Annotated in this window: 14 protein-coding genes; 8 read left to right on the top strand and 6 right to left on the bottom strand. The window is 71.9% G+C overall.

The window, feature by feature from the left end; translation table 11 throughout:
- Positions 1–84 precede the first annotated feature (84 nt).
- The 6 genes from NBM05_RS06495 to NBM05_RS06520 all read left to right on the top strand — a co-directional run bounded on the left by NBM05_RS06495 (position 85) and on the right by NBM05_RS06520 (position 6,318).
- The gene (locus NBM05_RS06495) at positions 85–1,584 is read left to right on the top strand and encodes an alanine/glycine:cation symporter family protein (RefSeq protein WP_254165987.1); all 1,500 of its coding nucleotides are present in this window, start codon (positions 85–87) and stop codon (positions 1,582–1,584) included.
- 187 nt (positions 1,585–1,771) lie between these two features.
- On the top strand, positions 1,772–2,467 hold the full coding sequence (locus NBM05_RS06500) for an Abi family protein (protein ID WP_254165988.1): 696 nt from the start codon (positions 1,772–1,774) through the stop codon (positions 2,465–2,467).
- A 446-nt stretch (positions 2,468–2,913) separates the two neighbouring features.
- Positions 2,914–3,837 carry a sugar phosphate isomerase/epimerase family protein gene (locus NBM05_RS06505; protein WP_254165989.1) on the top strand — a complete coding sequence of 308 codons (924 nt, stop codon included), beginning with the start codon at positions 2,914–2,916 and terminating at the stop codon, positions 3,835–3,837.
- Between the two features lie 112 nt (positions 3,838–3,949).
- Positions 3,950–4,927 carry a Gfo/Idh/MocA family protein gene (locus NBM05_RS06510; protein WP_254165990.1) on the top strand — a complete coding sequence of 326 codons (978 nt, stop codon included), beginning with the start codon at positions 3,950–3,952 and terminating at the stop codon, positions 4,925–4,927.
- Between the two features lie 98 nt (positions 4,928–5,025).
- Positions 5,026–5,904: a sugar phosphate isomerase/epimerase family protein gene (locus NBM05_RS06515; RefSeq protein ID WP_254165992.1), complete on the top strand. Its 879-nt coding sequence runs from the start codon at positions 5,026–5,028 to the stop codon at positions 5,902–5,904.
- A 219-nt stretch (positions 5,905–6,123) separates the two neighbouring features.
- Complete coding sequence (locus tag NBM05_RS06520) at positions 6,124–6,318, top strand: hypothetical protein (protein WP_254165994.1); 195 nt, start codon at positions 6,124–6,126, stop codon at positions 6,316–6,318.
- Positions 6,319–6,370: 52 nt separating this feature from the next.
- On the opposite strand, the gene NBM05_RS06525 is transcribed toward NBM05_RS06520, so the two are convergent.
- The 3 genes from NBM05_RS06525 to NBM05_RS06535 form a co-directional block, all read right to left on the bottom strand.
- Positions 6,371–7,561 carry an NAD(P)/FAD-dependent oxidoreductase gene (locus NBM05_RS06525; protein WP_254165995.1) on the bottom strand — a complete coding sequence of 397 codons (1,191 nt, stop codon included), beginning with the start codon at positions 7,559–7,561 and terminating at the stop codon, positions 6,371–6,373.
- Between the two features lie 203 nt (positions 7,562–7,764).
- Positions 7,765–8,805: a Gfo/Idh/MocA family protein gene (locus tag NBM05_RS06530; protein ID WP_254165996.1), complete on the bottom strand. Its 1,041-nt coding sequence runs from the start codon at positions 8,803–8,805 to the stop codon at positions 7,765–7,767.
- Positions 8,806–8,910: 105 nt separating this feature from the next.
- Positions 8,911–10,119, bottom strand: a complete 1,209-nt coding sequence (locus tag NBM05_RS06535; protein ID WP_254165998.1) for a Gfo/Idh/MocA family protein — start codon at positions 10,117–10,119, stop codon at positions 8,911–8,913.
- Positions 10,120–10,251: 132 nt separating this feature from the next.
- Here NBM05_RS06535 and NBM05_RS06540 point away from each other — a divergent pair, with 132 nt between their 5' ends.
- Positions 10,252–11,280: a Gfo/Idh/MocA family protein gene (locus NBM05_RS06540; RefSeq protein ID WP_254166000.1), complete on the top strand. Its 1,029-nt coding sequence runs from the start codon at positions 10,252–10,254 to the stop codon at positions 11,278–11,280.
- A gap of 24 nt (positions 11,281–11,304) precedes the next feature.
- On the opposite strand, the gene NBM05_RS06545 is transcribed toward NBM05_RS06540, so the two are convergent.
- The 3 genes from NBM05_RS06545 to NBM05_RS06555 are packed head-to-tail and all read right to left on the bottom strand — an operon-like array spanning position 11,305 to position 13,808.
- Complete coding sequence (locus NBM05_RS06545) at positions 11,305–12,153, bottom strand: sulfite exporter TauE/SafE family protein (RefSeq protein ID WP_254166002.1); 849 nt, start codon at positions 12,151–12,153, stop codon at positions 11,305–11,307.
- A gap of 6 nt (positions 12,154–12,159) precedes the next feature.
- Positions 12,160–13,047, bottom strand: coding sequence for a 5-deoxy-glucuronate isomerase (gene iolB / locus NBM05_RS06550; protein WP_254166004.1), 888 nt, complete (start codon positions 13,045–13,047; stop codon positions 12,160–12,162).
- 23 nt (positions 13,048–13,070) lie between these two features.
- The gene (locus NBM05_RS06555) at positions 13,071–13,808 is read right to left on the bottom strand and encodes a GntR family transcriptional regulator (protein WP_254166006.1); all 738 of its coding nucleotides are present in this window, start codon (positions 13,806–13,808) and stop codon (positions 13,071–13,073) included.
- 188 nt (positions 13,809–13,996) lie between these two features.
- On the opposite strand from NBM05_RS06555, the gene NBM05_RS06560 reads away from it, so the two are divergent.
- The gene (locus NBM05_RS06560) at positions 13,997–15,472 is read left to right on the top strand and encodes a sugar porter family MFS transporter (protein ID WP_254166008.1); all 1,476 of its coding nucleotides are present in this window, start codon (positions 13,997–13,999) and stop codon (positions 15,470–15,472) included.
- The last annotated feature ends 7 nt before the right edge of the window (positions 15,473–15,479 follow it).

The following is a 15,479-nucleotide window of genomic DNA, read 5'->3' on the forward strand; positions in this document are numbered from 1 at the left end:
GGGTGTCGCACAACCGCACCGCCGCCGCGGAGGACCCCGCGCCCGGCGAGGCGTTTCCTCGTCACTCGCTCGAAAGTTCACACCATGGATACTCTGACCACGCTGGTCTCTTCGGCCGGCGGCTTCGTCTGGCAGGGCATGTTCGTCGTCCTCCTCCTGGTCGGCCTCTACCTGACCCTCCGCACCGGGGCGATCCAGTTCCGGGCGATCCCGGAGATGTTCCGCGTCGTCGGCGAGCCCGGCGGCCGCGGGCCGGACGGCCGGAAGCAGATCTCCTCCTTCCGCGCGTTCACCATCTCCGCGGCGGCCCGCGTGGGCACCGGCAACATCGCCGGCGTCGCCATCGCGATCAGCGCGGGCGGGCCCGGCTCGGTGTTCTGGATGTGGCTCATGGCCGCGATCGGCGGGGCCAGCGCCTTCGTCGAGTCGCTGCTCGCGCAGCTGTACAAGCACCAGGGCCGCGACGCCTACGTCGGCGGGCCGGCCTACTACATGCAGCGGGGCCTCAGGGCCCGCTGGATGGGCGTGATCTTCGCGGTCATCATCTGCATCACCTACGGCTTCGCGTTCAACTCGGTGCAGTCGAACTCCATCGTCGACGCCGTCTCGCAGTCCACCGCCTTCGTCTCCCCCGACCTCGCGGAGAGCTTCGGGCTGAAGGTCGCCATCGGCCTCCTCCTCGTGGTCTGCGCCGCGCTGGTCATCTTCGGCGGCGTGCGGTCCATCTCGGCCGTCAGCCAGGTCGTCGTGCCGGTCATGGCCGTGCTGTACGTCCTGCTCGGCCTGACCGTCGTCGTGCTGAACCTCGGCGAGGTGCCCGCCATGGTCGTGCAGATCATCGAGGGGGCCTTCGGCATCCGGGAGTTCGTGGTGGGCGGCCTCATGGGCGTCATCATCACCGGCATGCAGCGCGGGCTGTTCTCCAACGAGGCCGGCATGGGCTCGGCGCCCAACGCGGGGGCCACCGCCGCGGTCTCGCACCCGGCCAAGCAGGGCCTGGTGCAGTCGCTGGGCGTCTACTTCGACACCATGATCATCTGCTCGATCACCGCCTTCATCGTGCTGCTGTCCAACCCCACGTTCGGGGACGAGACCCAGGGCGCCTCCCTGACCCAGAACGCGCTGTCGGCGCAGCTGGGCGACTGGGCGCTGCACTTCCTGACGGTCGCGATCTTCCTCTTCGCCTTCACCTCGCTGATCGGCAACTACTACTACGGCGAGTCGAACATCCAGTTCCTCACCAAGTCCACGCTGGTGCTGCAGGTCTACCGCCTGCTGGTCCTGCTCTGCGTCTTCGCGGGCGCCGTCATCGCCCTGGACCTCGCGTGGGCCGCGGCCGATCTGTTCATGGCGTTCATGGCCTTCATCAACCTCGTCGCCATCGCGCTGCTGGCGGGCGTGGCCGTCAAGGTCATGAAGCACTACCAGCGGCAGCGGAAGGCCGGCGAGGAGCCGATCTTCCACGCCTCGGACCTGCCGGAGCTCACCGGCATCGAGGTCTGGGACGGCAACGACGAGGTCACGACCCGGCAGTTCTGGGTCCAGCACTTCGCCGGCAAGGAGAAGCAGAAGGCCCGGCGGTAGGGCCGACGACGCCGCGGCCCGCTTCCCCGGGGAGGCGGGCCGCGGCACTTCATCGTCATCATCTCTCCCCCATCCACAGCCGGTTGAGGAACCCGTTCGGCCTGCGTAGGCTGGATTCTGTTAGCCCCGTGTGGACCGCTGGCTCAGGCCATGTCGCCGGGGCTTCGACTTTTCGGGGAGGGTCGGCATGTCCGTTACGTGGATTGATGACTGGCTCGGCGCGCCTCGCTTCAAGCGGTACGTCGAGGCCTGTGGCGGCGACGCCGTGCGTGCGCTGGAGCTCTACGAATGGAATGCCCAGCTCGGCCAGGCGCTGATGCGGGACATCGGCCATTTCGAGATCGCGTTGAGGAATGCCTACGACGTTGCAGTCTCCCACCGATGGCGTGGCAACGATCATTGGCTCCTCGACCCGGAGTCTCCCGCTGTGGCGCCGATCTGGCGGATCAAGAAGGACCGCATGGGGCTCAAGAGGGGGGTCGACGTCAACTACCCCAATCGACGCACGGTTGATCGCGCCATTCATCGATGTGGCGGCGTCCGAGCGACGCCGGGCAAAGTCATCGCAGAGCTGAGCCTCGGGTTCTGGAGCCACCTGACGAGCGCCTCTCATGAGAAGAGCCTGTGGGTCCCCTACCTGCACCCCGCCTTTCCGCCCGGCACGAACCGCCCCAACGTGGACAAGACCATCAGCGACATCACCGCCGTCCGCAATCGCATCGCCCATCACGAACCCATCTTCGACAGGGGCGCGGTGCCGCGTCAGGAACCCGGGCGACTTCACGCCGAGCTCATGAGGACGCTCACCCAGCTCGCTCCCGCCGCCGGGGACCACGTCGCCAGGACGACGGCCGTGCCCTCCGTGCTCTCACGCCGCCCCTGAGCCCTGCCCTCCCGGGCGGCGTCGTGACACAATGGATCCGCAGCGGATCAGGGAGGTTCCACACGTGGCATATACCGAGGTCGAGGTCTTCATCCCGGCGGGCGGCGCGGAGGACGCGGAGCGCGAGGAGTTCCTCGACGCCGCGGCCGGGCTCGCCCAGGAGGGCTACCCCATCACCGTGTACGTGCGCGGGGAGGACGAGTGGGCCTTCGAGCAGTGCGAGCACGTCGCGGACATGATCGCCGCATCCGGCGACGTCGTCCTGCCCATCACGCTGCTGGGCCCCCGGATCGTGGCCTCGTGGATGTACCCCACCGGCGAGCAGATGCAGCGCTTCGCGAAGGCCGCCGAGCCGAAGCGGCAGGACCCGCGGTTCTCCGCGGCGGCCGCGGCGGGCGGGGTTCGCCGCCCATCCCAGACCTTTCGACGAGGAAAGCGCAGCAGACATGGCAGAGACCACCGAGAACAAGCTCATCATCGGAACCGCCCCCGACTCCTGGGGCGTGTGGTTCCCCGAGGACGAGAAGCAGACCCCCTGGCAGCGCTTCCTCGACGAGGTCGCGGAGGCCGGGTACCGGTGGATCGAGCTGGGGCCCTACGGCTACCTGCCGACCGACCCGCAGACCCTCGCGCGGGAGCTGAAGGCGCGCGACCTCAGGGTCAGCGCGGGCACCGTGTTCACCGCGTTCCACCGCGGGCACGAGCAGTGGGACCTCGCGTGGGAGCCGGCCCGGAAGGTCGCCGAGCTGACCGCCGCGATGGACGGGCAGCACGTCGTCGTGATCCCCGCCCAGTGGCGCGACGACAAGACCGGCCGGGAGATGGAGCCGCGCACGCTCGAGGAGCGGCAGTGGGAGGACCTGGCCCGCGGCCACGACCGGCTGGGGAAGGTCCTGCAGGAGGAGTTCGGGCTGTACCAGCAGTTCCACTCCCACGCGGACACCCACGTGGAGACCATGGAGCAGATCGAGCGGTTCCTCGCCGCGACCGACCCGAAGTACACGACGCTGTGCCTGGACACCGGGCACGCTGAGTTCGGCGGCGCGGACTCGGTCACGCTGATCGAGCGGTACCCGGAGCGGATCGGCTACCTGCACCTCAAGCAGATCGACCCCGACGTGCTCGCCGAGGTCCGCAGGCACGACTGGGACTTCGGCCGGGCCACGGCCGAGGGCGTGACCATCGAGCCGCCGCACGGGCTGCCGGACCTGCGCCTGGTCATCGAGGCCGCCGAGAAGCTGAACCGCCCGCTGTTCGGCATCGTCGAGCAGGACATGTACCCGGTCAGCGACTTCGACGTGCCCCTGCCCATCGCCAGCCGCACCCGCAAGCACCTGCTCGGCTGCGGGACCCGGACCGTCCCGGCCTGACCGGGGCCGACGCCGCCCCCTCCGGATCGGCCGGGGGCCGACGCCGCCCCGCCCGGACGGCCTCCACCGTCCCCCCACCCGACGCACACCCTTCGAAAGGAAACCCACCCCCATGACCCAGGAACTGCGCATCGCCGTCGTCGGAGCCGGCCGCATGGGCTCCGACCACATCGAGCGGATCCACCGCCGCATGGAGCGGGCCCGCATCACCGCGATCGTCGACATCGACGAGGCCAAGGCCCGCGCCGCGATCGACGGCATCGAGGGCGCGAAGGTCTACACCGACTTCACCGAGGCCATCGACTCGGGCGAGGTCGACGCCGTGCTGGTCGCGACCCCCGGATTCCTGCACGAGCAGGTCCTCCTCCCGACCCTGACCAAGGGCCTGCCGATCCTGTGCGAGAAGCCGCTGACCCCCGACTCCGAGTCTGCCTGGCGCATCGTGCAGGCCGAGGTGGCCGCGGGCCGCCGGCTCGTCCAGGTGGGCTTCATGCGCCGCTTCGACGCCGGCTACCGGGCCGTGCGCGCCGCGGTCGAGTCGGGCGAGCACGGCGAGCTGCTGGCCCTCGACTGCGAGCACATCAATCCCGAGGTCCCGGACGCCTACACCGGCCGCAACCTCATCGACGACACCGTGGTCCACGAGTTCGACGGCATGCGCTTCCTGAGCGGCGAGGAGATCGTCTCGGTGCGGGTCGCCGGCGGCAAGCGCTCGAAGCACGCCAAGGAGGGCCTGATGGACCCGGCCCAGATCCAGATGGAGACCGAGTCCGGCGTGCGGATCACGGTCAACACCCACGTCACCTCGCAGTACGGCTACGCGGTGACGACCCGCGCGAGCTTCGAGGGCGCCCACGTGCAGGAGGGGCTCGACGTCGTGACCCCCGGCTTCGAGGAGCGCTTCCTGGACGCCTACGACGCCGAGGTCCAGGAGTGGATCGACGCGAGCCTCGCGGGCGAGCTGGAGGGACCGGACGCGTGGGACGGCTACGCCGCCGCCGCGTGCTGCGAGGCCGGGCTGAAGGCCGTGGACGACCTCGGCCAGAGCTACCCCGTGACCCTGCAGGAGAAGCCCGAGCTGTACCGCTAGGGCCCGACGCCGCCGGCCCCGCGCGGGCCGGCGCCGGCGGCTTCGCCCCGCCCCTCGTGCCCACCCCTCGACCGACCATCCCCTGACGAGGAGACCCCGTGAAGATCGCCCTGGACCCCACCCCCTTCCACCGCACCCACTCCCTGCTGGAGTTCCCCCGCCTGGTCAAGGACCTCGGGTACGACTACTTCCAAATGACCCCGCACCCGGACTTCATCCCGTTCTTCAACCACCCCAAGGCCGACGACGACCTGGTGGCCGACCTGGGGAAGGCCTGCAAGGACGCCGGCGTCGAGATCGCCTCGATCCTGCCCGTGCTGCGCTGGTCCTCCCCGGACCCCGACGCCCGCGAGGCGGCCGTGCGCTCCTGGAAGCGCGCGATCCAGATCGCCGTGGACCTCGGCGTCGAGCAGATGAACACGGAGTTCTCCGGCCGGCCCGAGCTCGCCGAGGAGTCGGAGCGCGCCTTCTACCGCTCGATGGAGGAGCTGCTGCCGATCATCGAGCGCGAGGGCATCAACGTCGCGATCGACCCGCACCCGGACGACTTCGTGGAGAACGGCCTGGAGGCCTGGCGGGTCATCCGCGGGGCGAACTCGAAGAACCTCGGGTTCGCGTACGTCGCCTGCCACGCCTTCCACATGCAGGAGGCGCCGCTGGACATCATGCGGGCCGCGGGCGACCGCATCCGCGTCACGCACGTGGCCGACACGATGGACCACCACCGCTCCAACGGCCTGCGCTACATCACCAACCCGCCCGGCAACCCGGTGCGCGTGCACCAGCACCTCAAGGTGGGCGACGGCGACGTCGACTGGGACGAGTACTTCGGCGGCCTGGCCGAGATCGGGTTCCTGGACTCGCCCGACACGGTGATGGTCTCCAGCGTCTTCGGCGAGAACGAGAACGCCGAGGAGGTCTCCCGGTACCAGCTGCGGACCATGCGCGAGCGGGTCGAGGCGGCCCGGAAGGGCTGAGCCACGCGGGGGCGGTGCCTCTCACCGGCCCGGGGGCGCCGTTTCTCCTCGCGCCCCGGGGACCCGCCTCTCCGGGTGCCCGTTCGCTCCTGGCGCTCGCGGGCCCCGGCCCCTGGTGCCCCCGCCGGACCTGTGCTTGGCTGAGACCACGCATACAGCGCCGTCCCGCGCCGCCCTCCCGGGCGGATGCCGGGCGGCGCGTCGAGGAGGGGAGGCCCCGTGGCTTCGAACGAGAACCGAGAGCAGCGGCCCGCCGAGGGTCGGGAGCCGAGCGAGGCGGAGTCGAGGATCGGCATGTCCGCCGAGGAGGAGCAGCGCGAGGTGCGGCGCCAGTCCGAGAGCACCGAACCCGCCGACGAGGGCGTGGGCGCCCTGACCGACGACGAGGGCCGCGAGCCCGACACCGCGAACTAGGCCCCCCGGGGAGCCCGGGCCGTCCATGCCGGAGGCCCGGGCTGCCGCGCGCTCAGGCGGAGCCGACCCGCCCCTTCAGGATCCCGTGCCAGTACAGCTGCGGCTGCATGAACAGGTCGTAGGCGTAGGTCCACGGCCGCGACCGCTGCAGGTCGGCGAGGCCGAAGGACGGCGTCGGACGCCCCTGGCGGTCGAACTCGGCCAGGAGCAGGCTCGTCCCCGAGGTGGCGATCGGCGCGACCGAGTAGCCGTCGTACCGCGCGAAGGCCCGGCCCAGGCGCTGCGCGGCGATGTTGCGCGCCAGGATCGGCACCTGCTTCCGCAGCCCGCCGCCCGAGCGCTGGGCCCCGAGCTCCGCCGCGTCGCCCATGGCCCACACCCGCGGGTGCTCGGGGTGCCGGAGGGTCTCCGGGTCCACGGCCGCGAACCCGCCCGGCAGCCCGCTCAGCCCCGCCGCGCCGATCCACTCCGGCGCCCGGTGCCGCGGGGTCAGGTGCAGCGCGTCGAACGGGTACAGGACGGCCCCGGCCGGGGTCTCCGCCCGGACCACCTGCCCTTCGGGGTCGACGCCGCCCACCCGCGCCGAGGTCACCACCCGCACGCCGTAGCGCTCGGCCGCCGCGCGCAGCTGCTCGTCGGGGCGGTCCAGGGCAAACATGCGCCGGTCCTCCACGAGGACCGTGACGTCCAGGTCGCCGAGGACCCCGCGTCGTCTCCAGAGGTCGCACAGGATGAACAGGGGCTTGTAGCCGACGCCGCCGCACGGCACCGTCTCGGTCGCCACCGTGAACACCGCGCGGCCGCTCGTGAGCGAGGACATCAGCGTCCACGTCTTCGCGGCCAGCTCGGGGAGGTAGTTGGTCGAGGCCGCCGAGCCCACGACGGCGTCGCCGGTCCCGGGGGCCGCGTCCCAGTCGGGGCTCGAGCCGGGGCAGATGACGAGGTCGTTGCCGGAGATCTCGCGCCCCCGGTCGGTCACGACGGCGCGCCGCTCCGGGTCCACCGCGACGACGGCCTCGGCGTACCGGTGGCACCGCGAGGGCATGGCGCGGCCCTGGGGACGCTGGGCGTGGGCGAGGTCGGCCCGCCCGGCCCCCACGTAGGAGAGCAGCGGGCGATAGGTGTGGGTCTTGGCGGGGTCCACCACCGCGACGTCGCGGCAGCCCAGGCGGCGCAGGTGGGCCGCGAGCGAGATCCCCGCGTTGCCGCCGCCGACGATCAGGACGTCGTGATGGGTGTTCATCCTCGGGCTCTCCTTCGCTCCGGCCGGAGGCGCCCGGCTGCGGTCGGCGAGACCGACCCGTCTCCCAGTCTGGTATGGATCCGGGCCCGTGCATAGTCCGGCCGCGGCGCCCGGGCCGCGATGCCGCGGGCGCCGCGGTGGGGCACCGGCGGCACCACGCCCGCTTCACCGGCATCGCCACGGCCGCTTCGCCGGCGCCGGGCTCAGCGCAGCGGCTCGACCTGCTCTACCTGGCCCGTCTCCGCCGAGCGCCGGGCGGCCAGCGCGACCTCGAAGGCGTGCAGCCCCGAGGAGGGCGGGCTCGCGTTGCGCCCCTGGCCGGTGGCCAGGTCCACGAACTCCTGCATCTCGCGGACGAAGGTCGGGGCGAAGCGGTCCTGGTAGCCCTCGTAGACCGCCTCCGGGGCGTGGATCCCGCCCTCGGGGTCGATCCGGGAGACCGCGACCCCGGCGGTCTCGCCGACCGAGTACGTGGCGCGGCTGCCGTGGACCACGGTGCGCACGTCCTGCCCGCTCGCGTTGCCGCGGATGCCGACCAGCGTCGCCACGAGCCCCGAGGTGAAGTGCAGCATCGCGTGGGCCGTGTCGATCTGCCCCTGCTCCGCGTGCGCCCGGTCCTCCAGCGCGCCGCCCACGGCGTAGACGCGGTCCACCCGCTCGGAGACCAGCCAGGGGACGGCGTCGAAGTCGTGCATCATCAGGTCCAGCCACAGACCGCCCGAGTCCGCGAGGCCCGCGGCGTCGGCGATCCGGCGGTCGGCGTTGACGGAGTGGACCGAGCGCAGGGTCCCGGCGCGCTCCGCTCCGAGCAGGCCCTTGAGCGTGCGGAACTCGGCGCCGTGGCGGCGGTGGAAGCCGACCATGACGCGCTCGTCGGCGCCGGCGGACTCGACCTCGCGCAGCAGCTCGAGGTAGTCGTCCGCGGTGATGGCCAGGGGCTTCTCGACGAAGACGGGCAGTCCGCGCCGCACGGCCTCGGTGACCAGGCCCGGGTGCGTGCGCCCCGGGGTGGTGATCACGACGCCGTCGGTGACCTCGAGCGCGGCCTCCAGCTCGGTGGTGGTGCTCAGGTCCACCTCGGCGGCGGCCTCGGCCCCCGCCCGCTCGCGGACCGCCTCGGCCGAGGCCGCGAGCCGGCCGGGATCCCTCCCGACGAGCTCGACGTGCGTCAGCCCGGGCGTGGACAGCAGGTTCGCGGCGTGCATCCGGCCGATGCCTCCGGCGCCGACGACGGTGATCTTCATGGGATTCCCTCCAGGGGGTGCTGGGCCGAGGGGTGCTCGGCGGGGTGTCCGTGGGTCCCACGCTAGCCCACGCGGCGACTCGCGGCGGGGGTCCTGTGGATGGCGTCAGCCGAGGCGGACCTCGGCGCCCCCCTGCTCCGCCGAGGCGGCGATCGCCTGGATGACCTCCAGCGTGTGCAGCCCGTCGGCGAAGCCGGCGCAGGGGTCCAGCCCGGTCTCGACGCCGGCCACCTGGCCCAGGAACGCTCGGGCCTGGATCGCGAAGTTGTCGTTGTAGTTGTAGCCGATGCCGGGGGCGTCCATCGCGCACGAGTTCGCGTAGAGCGGGGTCTCGGGGTTGATGAGCACGCGGCGCTGGCCGCGGGTGTCGGCCGCCGCCTGGGCGTCGTCGTACATGAACTCCGCGGGCTTGGTGATGTCGAAGGAGGCCTGCGCCCGCGGGCCCACCAGGTGGTAGGTCTGCGAGTTGGGCGTGCCGAAGGCGACGCGGGAGATCGTGTAGGTGCCCACCGCGCCGTTGGCGAAGCTGCAGGTGAAGGTCAGGAAGTCCTCGTTCTCGACCGGCTCGACCTCGTCCGAGACCTCCACGTGCTGGTGGCCGACGACGGCGCCCAGCGGCAGCGGCCGCTCCTTGGTGATGGTGTCCATGACGGCGCCGCGCACCGCGGTGATGGGGCCGTTGATCAGCTCGCCGGTGTCGATGACGTGGGAGCCGAGGTCGCCCAGCGCGCCCGAGCCGGGGCCGCCCTTGTAGCGCCAGGACATCGGGGCGCGCTCGTCGCACGAGTAGTCGCACAGGTAGGTGCCGATGAAGTTGGTGACGGGGCCGAACTCGCCGCCCTCGACCTTGGCCCTGATCGCGTTCAGGGCGGGCATCCGGCGCACGGTGTAGCCCACCGAGGTGATCAGGGGGCGGCCCTGCGCGTCGGTCCTGCCGGCGTACTCGCGCTCGAGCTCGACCATGGCCTGGGCGTCCTCGAGGGTCCCCGCGAGCGGCTTCTCGCACAGCACGTGCTTGCCGGCCTCGAGCAGCCCGCGGGCGATGGACAGGTGCAGGGCGTTGCCGACGACGATGCTCACGGCGTCGATCTCCGGGTCCTCCGCGACCTGGCGCCAGTCCGAGTAGGTGCGCTCGAAGCCGTACCGCCGGGTCGCGTCCTCGCCGAGGGGGACGTTGGCGTCGGCGATCGCGGCGAGGCGGATGCGGGGGAAGTCCGAATCGTAGATCGAACCCGCCTGGCGGTATCCGTAGGCGTGCGCGCGCCCGGCCATGCCGGCTCCGATGACGGCGACGGACAGTGGGGTCTCGGTCAATGGTCCTCCTCGAACTGAAATGACGGAATGTCAGGACAATTATCCCCATCGAGTGTGACCCAGGTCAATCAATGCGGGCGTGTCGGCCCGGCGAGGTGCCGCGGCGCGGGCGCCGGCGGGCAGGATGGGAGCATGACGACGACGCAGCACCCCGACCGACCCCTGGCCATCGGACTGCTCGGCGCCTCCCGGATCGCCGAGCTGGCCGTCACCGAGGCGACCCGGGCGACCGGAGACCTCCGCTACTCCGTGGCGGCCCGCGACCCCGGGCGGGCCGCCGCCTTCGCCCGCGAGCACGGCTACGAGCGCTCCCACCCCGACTACGCCGCACTGATCGCGGATCCCGCGGTGGACCTGGTCTACATCGGCCTGCCCAACGGGCTGCACGCCGAGTGGGCGGCCCGCGCGCTGGAGGCGGGCCGCGACGTCCTGGTGGAGAAGCCCGTCGCGGCCAACCTGGAGGAGTTCGACCGGCTCGCCGCATACGTGCGGGAGCCGGGCCCGCGCCTCTGGGAGGCGTTCCACTACGCCTGGCATCCGGTCATGCGCCGCGTGCTGGAGATCGTCGGCTCCGGGGAGCTGGGGCCGCTCCGCGAGGTCGAGATCAGGATGCTCATGCAGGAGCCCGGGCCGGAGGACCCGCGCTGGAGCTTCGACCTCGCCGGGGGAGCGCTCATGGACGTCGGCTGCTACGCGCTGCACGCAGCGGTGCTGCTGGGCGAGCGGCTGGGCCTCGACCTGGAGCTTCAGGGCGCGCGCGGCGTCGGCTCCCCGGCGGATCCCCGGGTGGACGCGGAGGTCGAGGCGGAGCTGCGCCTAGGCGGCGTCCCCGTGGGGATCCGCGCGAGCATGGTGGCGCCCGAGTGGGACTTCAGCCTCCGGGTCGCGGGGGAGCGGGGCGAGGTCCTCGCGCCCTCCTACGTGCTGCCGGGGGAGGACGACGCCGTCGTCGTGACCGGCGGCGCCGGGGACCGGACGGAGCGCCCGGGCGGTGGGTCCAGCTACGCGCACCAGCTGCGGGGGATCGGCGGGATGCTGCGACGCGGGGACGGGTGCGGCGAGGGCCTGGCCCGCTCGCGGCGGGTCATGGGGCTGATCGACGGGGTGTACCGGGCCGCCGGCTTCCCCCTGCGCCCGGGGCGCCTCGGGACCTCTTCGTGAGGCGGCGGCTCCCCGGCGCGGCGGTCAGACCAGCAGGTAGACCGACCCGAGCAGGGTGAGCACGATGATCGCGCGGTCGAAGACCCGTTGCCGGATGCGCCCGGCGAGCCAGCGCCCCGCGAAGGCCCCCGCGACGACCGCAGGCACGAGGACGGCGGCGAGCACGAGCGTGTGGGCGTTGACGAGCCCGAGGCCGATCGAGACCGGCAGCTTGAGCAGGTTCATGGTCGCGAAGAACCACGCCGCCGTGCCGAGGAAGGCGTGGACCGGGAATCGCGCGGAGAGGAAGTACATGGACATCACCGGGCCGCCGGCGTTGGCCACCATGGTGGTGAAGCCGCCCAGCGAGCCGTAGCCCGCCGAGCTCAGCCGGGAGGCGGTGCGCACCGAGGCGGCGCCCGGCCCCGCGGACGCACCGGGTCCCGCCCCGCGCACGTCGGGTCTTGTTCCCCCCGCACCCGGGGCTCCGCCCGCACCCGGGGTCGCGCCCGCGGCCCGCTCCCGGCGCGGCCGGCGCTGCCACAGCGTGAAGGCCACCAGCATCACCAGCAGCACGCCGATGACGCGCCGGACCCAGGCGTCGTCGGCCAGCGCCAGGAACAGCGCGCCCACCGCGAGCCCGGCCAGCACCGAGGGGATCAGGCGCAGTAGCGTCGGCCAGTGCGCGTGCCGCCGGTAGGCCCACATCGCGAAGGCGTCCCCCACCAGCAGCAGGAGCAGCAGCGCGCCCGTCGACTCCCGTGCGGGCAGAATCGCGGCGAAGGCGGCGACGGAAAGGGTGTTGACTCCTGGCAGGACCGTCTTGGAGACCCCCACCAGCAGCGCGGCCACCGCGAGCAGCGCCCACGCCCACGGCGCGACGTCGGTCAGCATGGCGCGCTAGCCGCCGAAGGGCAGGCGGGCGTCGATCTCCTTCTCGTCCCACTGCTGGCGCACCCAGCCGTGGTGCGGGTCATCGCTGATGAGCCACTTGCGGACGGGGCCGGGGCCGGCCATGACGTTGAGGTAGTACAGGTCGTAGCCGGGAGGGGCCATGGCCGGGCCGTGCCAGCCGTAGGGGACCAGGACGACGTCGCCCGTGCGGACCTCGGCGTTGACGTCGATCTCGCGCTCGTCGGAGGCGTAGACGCGCTGGTAGCCGATGGCGTCCGCGGCCTCGGCGGGGGCGTCGGGGGTGGTCCGGGTCTCGAAGTAGTAGATCTCCTCGAGGCTCGTCTCCCCCTCCTTCTCCTCGTCGTGCTTGTGCGGCGGGTAGGAGGACCAGTTCCCGGCGGGCGTGAGGACCTCGCACACGATGAAGCGGTCGGCCTCGAGGGTGTCGGGCGTGCCGAAGTTGCGGACCTCGCGCGAGCAGTTGCCCGCGCCGCGCAGCTCCAGCGGGGCCTCGTCCTTGCGGATCAGGCGCACGGGGTGCTCCCGGCGCGCGGGTGCGCTCGCGATGGCCACGCGCACGCCCTCCGCCCCGGAGAGCTCCAGGGCGCGCCCGATGCCGGTGTAGAGCACGTCCGTGGGGCCGTGGAAGACCGAGGCGCGGCCCGCGAGCTCGTAGGGCTCGCCGTCGACGACGGCGGTGACGTCACCGCTCAGGGGGATCACGATCCGCTCCTCGCCGGCCGCGGCGAGGCGCAAGGGCTCGCCGGTCAGCGTCGCGGTGCGCAGGCCGGTGTGCTCCCAGCCCTCGACCGCGAGCGAGGAGTCGTGTCCGCCCAGGGAGATGTCCCAGGGGCCGTCGGCGGCGGTGCCTGCGGGGTAGACCCAGTCGGTCATGGATGGTTCCTTTCGTCGTCGGGTCAGGCGGAGAGCGTCAGCTCGAAGGAGTAGGAGTCGGCGCGGTAGACGTGGCGGCCGGTCTCGACGCGGCGCCCGACGTCGTCGGTCGCGGTGCGCGCCATGGTCACCAGGGCCGCGCCCTGCGAGGTGTGCAGCAGGTCGGCCTGCGCCTTGGTGGCCACCGCGGCGCCGATCTTCTGCGTGGCCAGGCGGAAGTTGACCCCCGCCTCGCGGAGGAGGGCGTAGAGCCCGTGCTCCCGGAGGGTCTGGGCGCTGAGCTCCGTGATCCCGGCGGGGACCCAGTTCTCCATGATCGCCAAGGGGGTCTCGCCGCGGCTGCGCAGGCGCTTGAAGTAGTAGACGGGGGCGCCCGGCTCGATGTTCAGCTTCTCCGCGACCTCCCGGCTCGCGGACTCCTCCGAGAAGGCGAGCACCTCGGTCAGGGGGCGGGCCCGGTCCTCGGTGAGGTCGTCGTAGAGCGAGGTCAGACGGACGGGGCGGCGCACCTCGGAGGCCACGACCTGGGTCCCGACGCCGCGCTTGCGCACCAGCAGGCCCGAGCGGACGAGCTCGTCCATGGCCTTGCGCACGGTCGGGCGGGAGAGGTGGAGCTCCTTGGCGAGCGCGAGCTCGTTGTTCAGCATCGTCCCCGGGGGCAGGCCGCCCTCCGAGATGGCCGCCTCGATCCCGTGCACCAGCTGGTGGTAGAGCGGCACGGGCGAGGACCGGTCGATGATGATGTCTAGAGAGGCTGCCATGATCTGCTCCCGGAACTCCTCGGTGCCATTTGTCTCATTGTAAGGACATTATGGGTCAGCCTAGCAGAGTGGCCCATCTCTCCGCTCGCATAGCCTCGGAAAGTGTTTCAATGGAAGGATTCCCCTCCCGGCGCCCGCTGCCCCGCAGCGGGCGCCGGGTTTCTTGAGTTCTGAGGAGAGATCCGAGCATGTCTCGACCATCCGTAGGGGCCGGTACGCCGGTCGCGGAGAAGCCCGCCCCCGCCACGAGCGGCGGTGCGCCGTCCGGGGACGGCCACGGGAAGTCCATGAACCGCAGGATGCGCTTCGTCGCGACCATCCTGACCTTCGGCGGGCTGCTGTTCGGCTACGACACCGGCGTCGTCAACGGCGCGCTGCCGTCCATGGCCGAGGACTTCCAGATGAGCCAGCAGTACGAGGGGTTCATCACCTCGGCGCTGCAGTTCGGCGCCATCTTCGGCGCGGTGTTCGGCGGGCGCCTCTCGGACCGCTACGGGCGCCACCGGGTCATGGTGACCGTGGCGGTCCTGTTCACGCTGGGCTCCCTCGGCTCGGTCCTCTCGCCCGAGTGGTGGGTCCTGGCGCTGTGCCGCGTGGTCCTGGGGCTCGCCGTGGGCGGGGCCTCGGTGACCATCCCGGTCTACCTCGCCGAGCTCGCGCCGTCGCACCTGCGCGGGCGGGTGGTCTCGCAGAACGAGTTCATGGTCGTCTTCGGCCAGTTCCTCGCCTTCGCGTTCAACGCCGGGATCACCGGCGTCATGGACGCCGAGCACGCCAACACCTGGCGGTGGATGCTCTCCGTGTGCCTGCTGCCGGCGATCCTGCTGTGGGCGGGGCTGACGGTCGTGCCCGAGTCCCCGCGCTGGCTGGCGCGCTGGGGCCGGGTCGACGCGATGCTGAAGGTCCTCCGGGAGATCCGCGAGCAGGCGTACAGCAAGCGCGAGGGGGAGGAGGTCGAGCGCCTCGCGGCCCAGGACGAGAAGGCCTCCCAGGGGACGCTCTCCGAGCTGTTCTCCGTGCGGTGGATGCGGCGCATCCTCTACATCGGCGTCGGGATGGCGGTCATCAACCAGATCTCGGGCATCAACGTCGTGCAGTACTACGGCGTCTCGATCCTCACCGACGCCGGGTTCGCCGGCAACGCCGCCTTCGTGGTCAACCTGCTGATCGGGCTGGCCGGCGTCGTGGGCGTGGGGATCGCGCTGGGGATCATCCAGCGCGTGCGGCGCAAGACGATGCTCACCGTGGGGCTGGTGGCCACGATCCTCACGCTCGGCCTGCTGGCCTCGACGGCCGTGTTCGTCGCGGACGAGAACCCGCTGAAGAAGTGGGTCATCCTCGGCTCGATCGTGGTCTTCGTGGGCTTCATGCAGTGCTGCATCGGCACGATGACCTGGCTGTTCATGTCGGAGATCTACCCGCTGAAGGTGCGCGGCGTCGCGATGGGCATCAGCACCGGGGTGCAGTGGACCATGAACTTCCTCGTGGCGCTGCTCTTCCCGATGCTCTCCGCGGCGCTGGGGCTCGGCGCGACCATCGGCATCTTCGTCGTGCTGCAGGTCCTTGCGCTGATCTGGGTGCGTGTCAAGGTCCCCGAGACCAAGGACAAGACGCTCGAGGAGATCGAGGACGCGTTCAAGGAGCCCGACGCCGCGCGAGCCTGACGCCTCG

The organism is Rothia santali (genome assembly GCF_024199905.1).
Taxonomy (GTDB): domain Bacteria; phylum Actinomycetota; class Actinomycetes; order Actinomycetales; family Micrococcaceae; genus Rothia; species Rothia santali.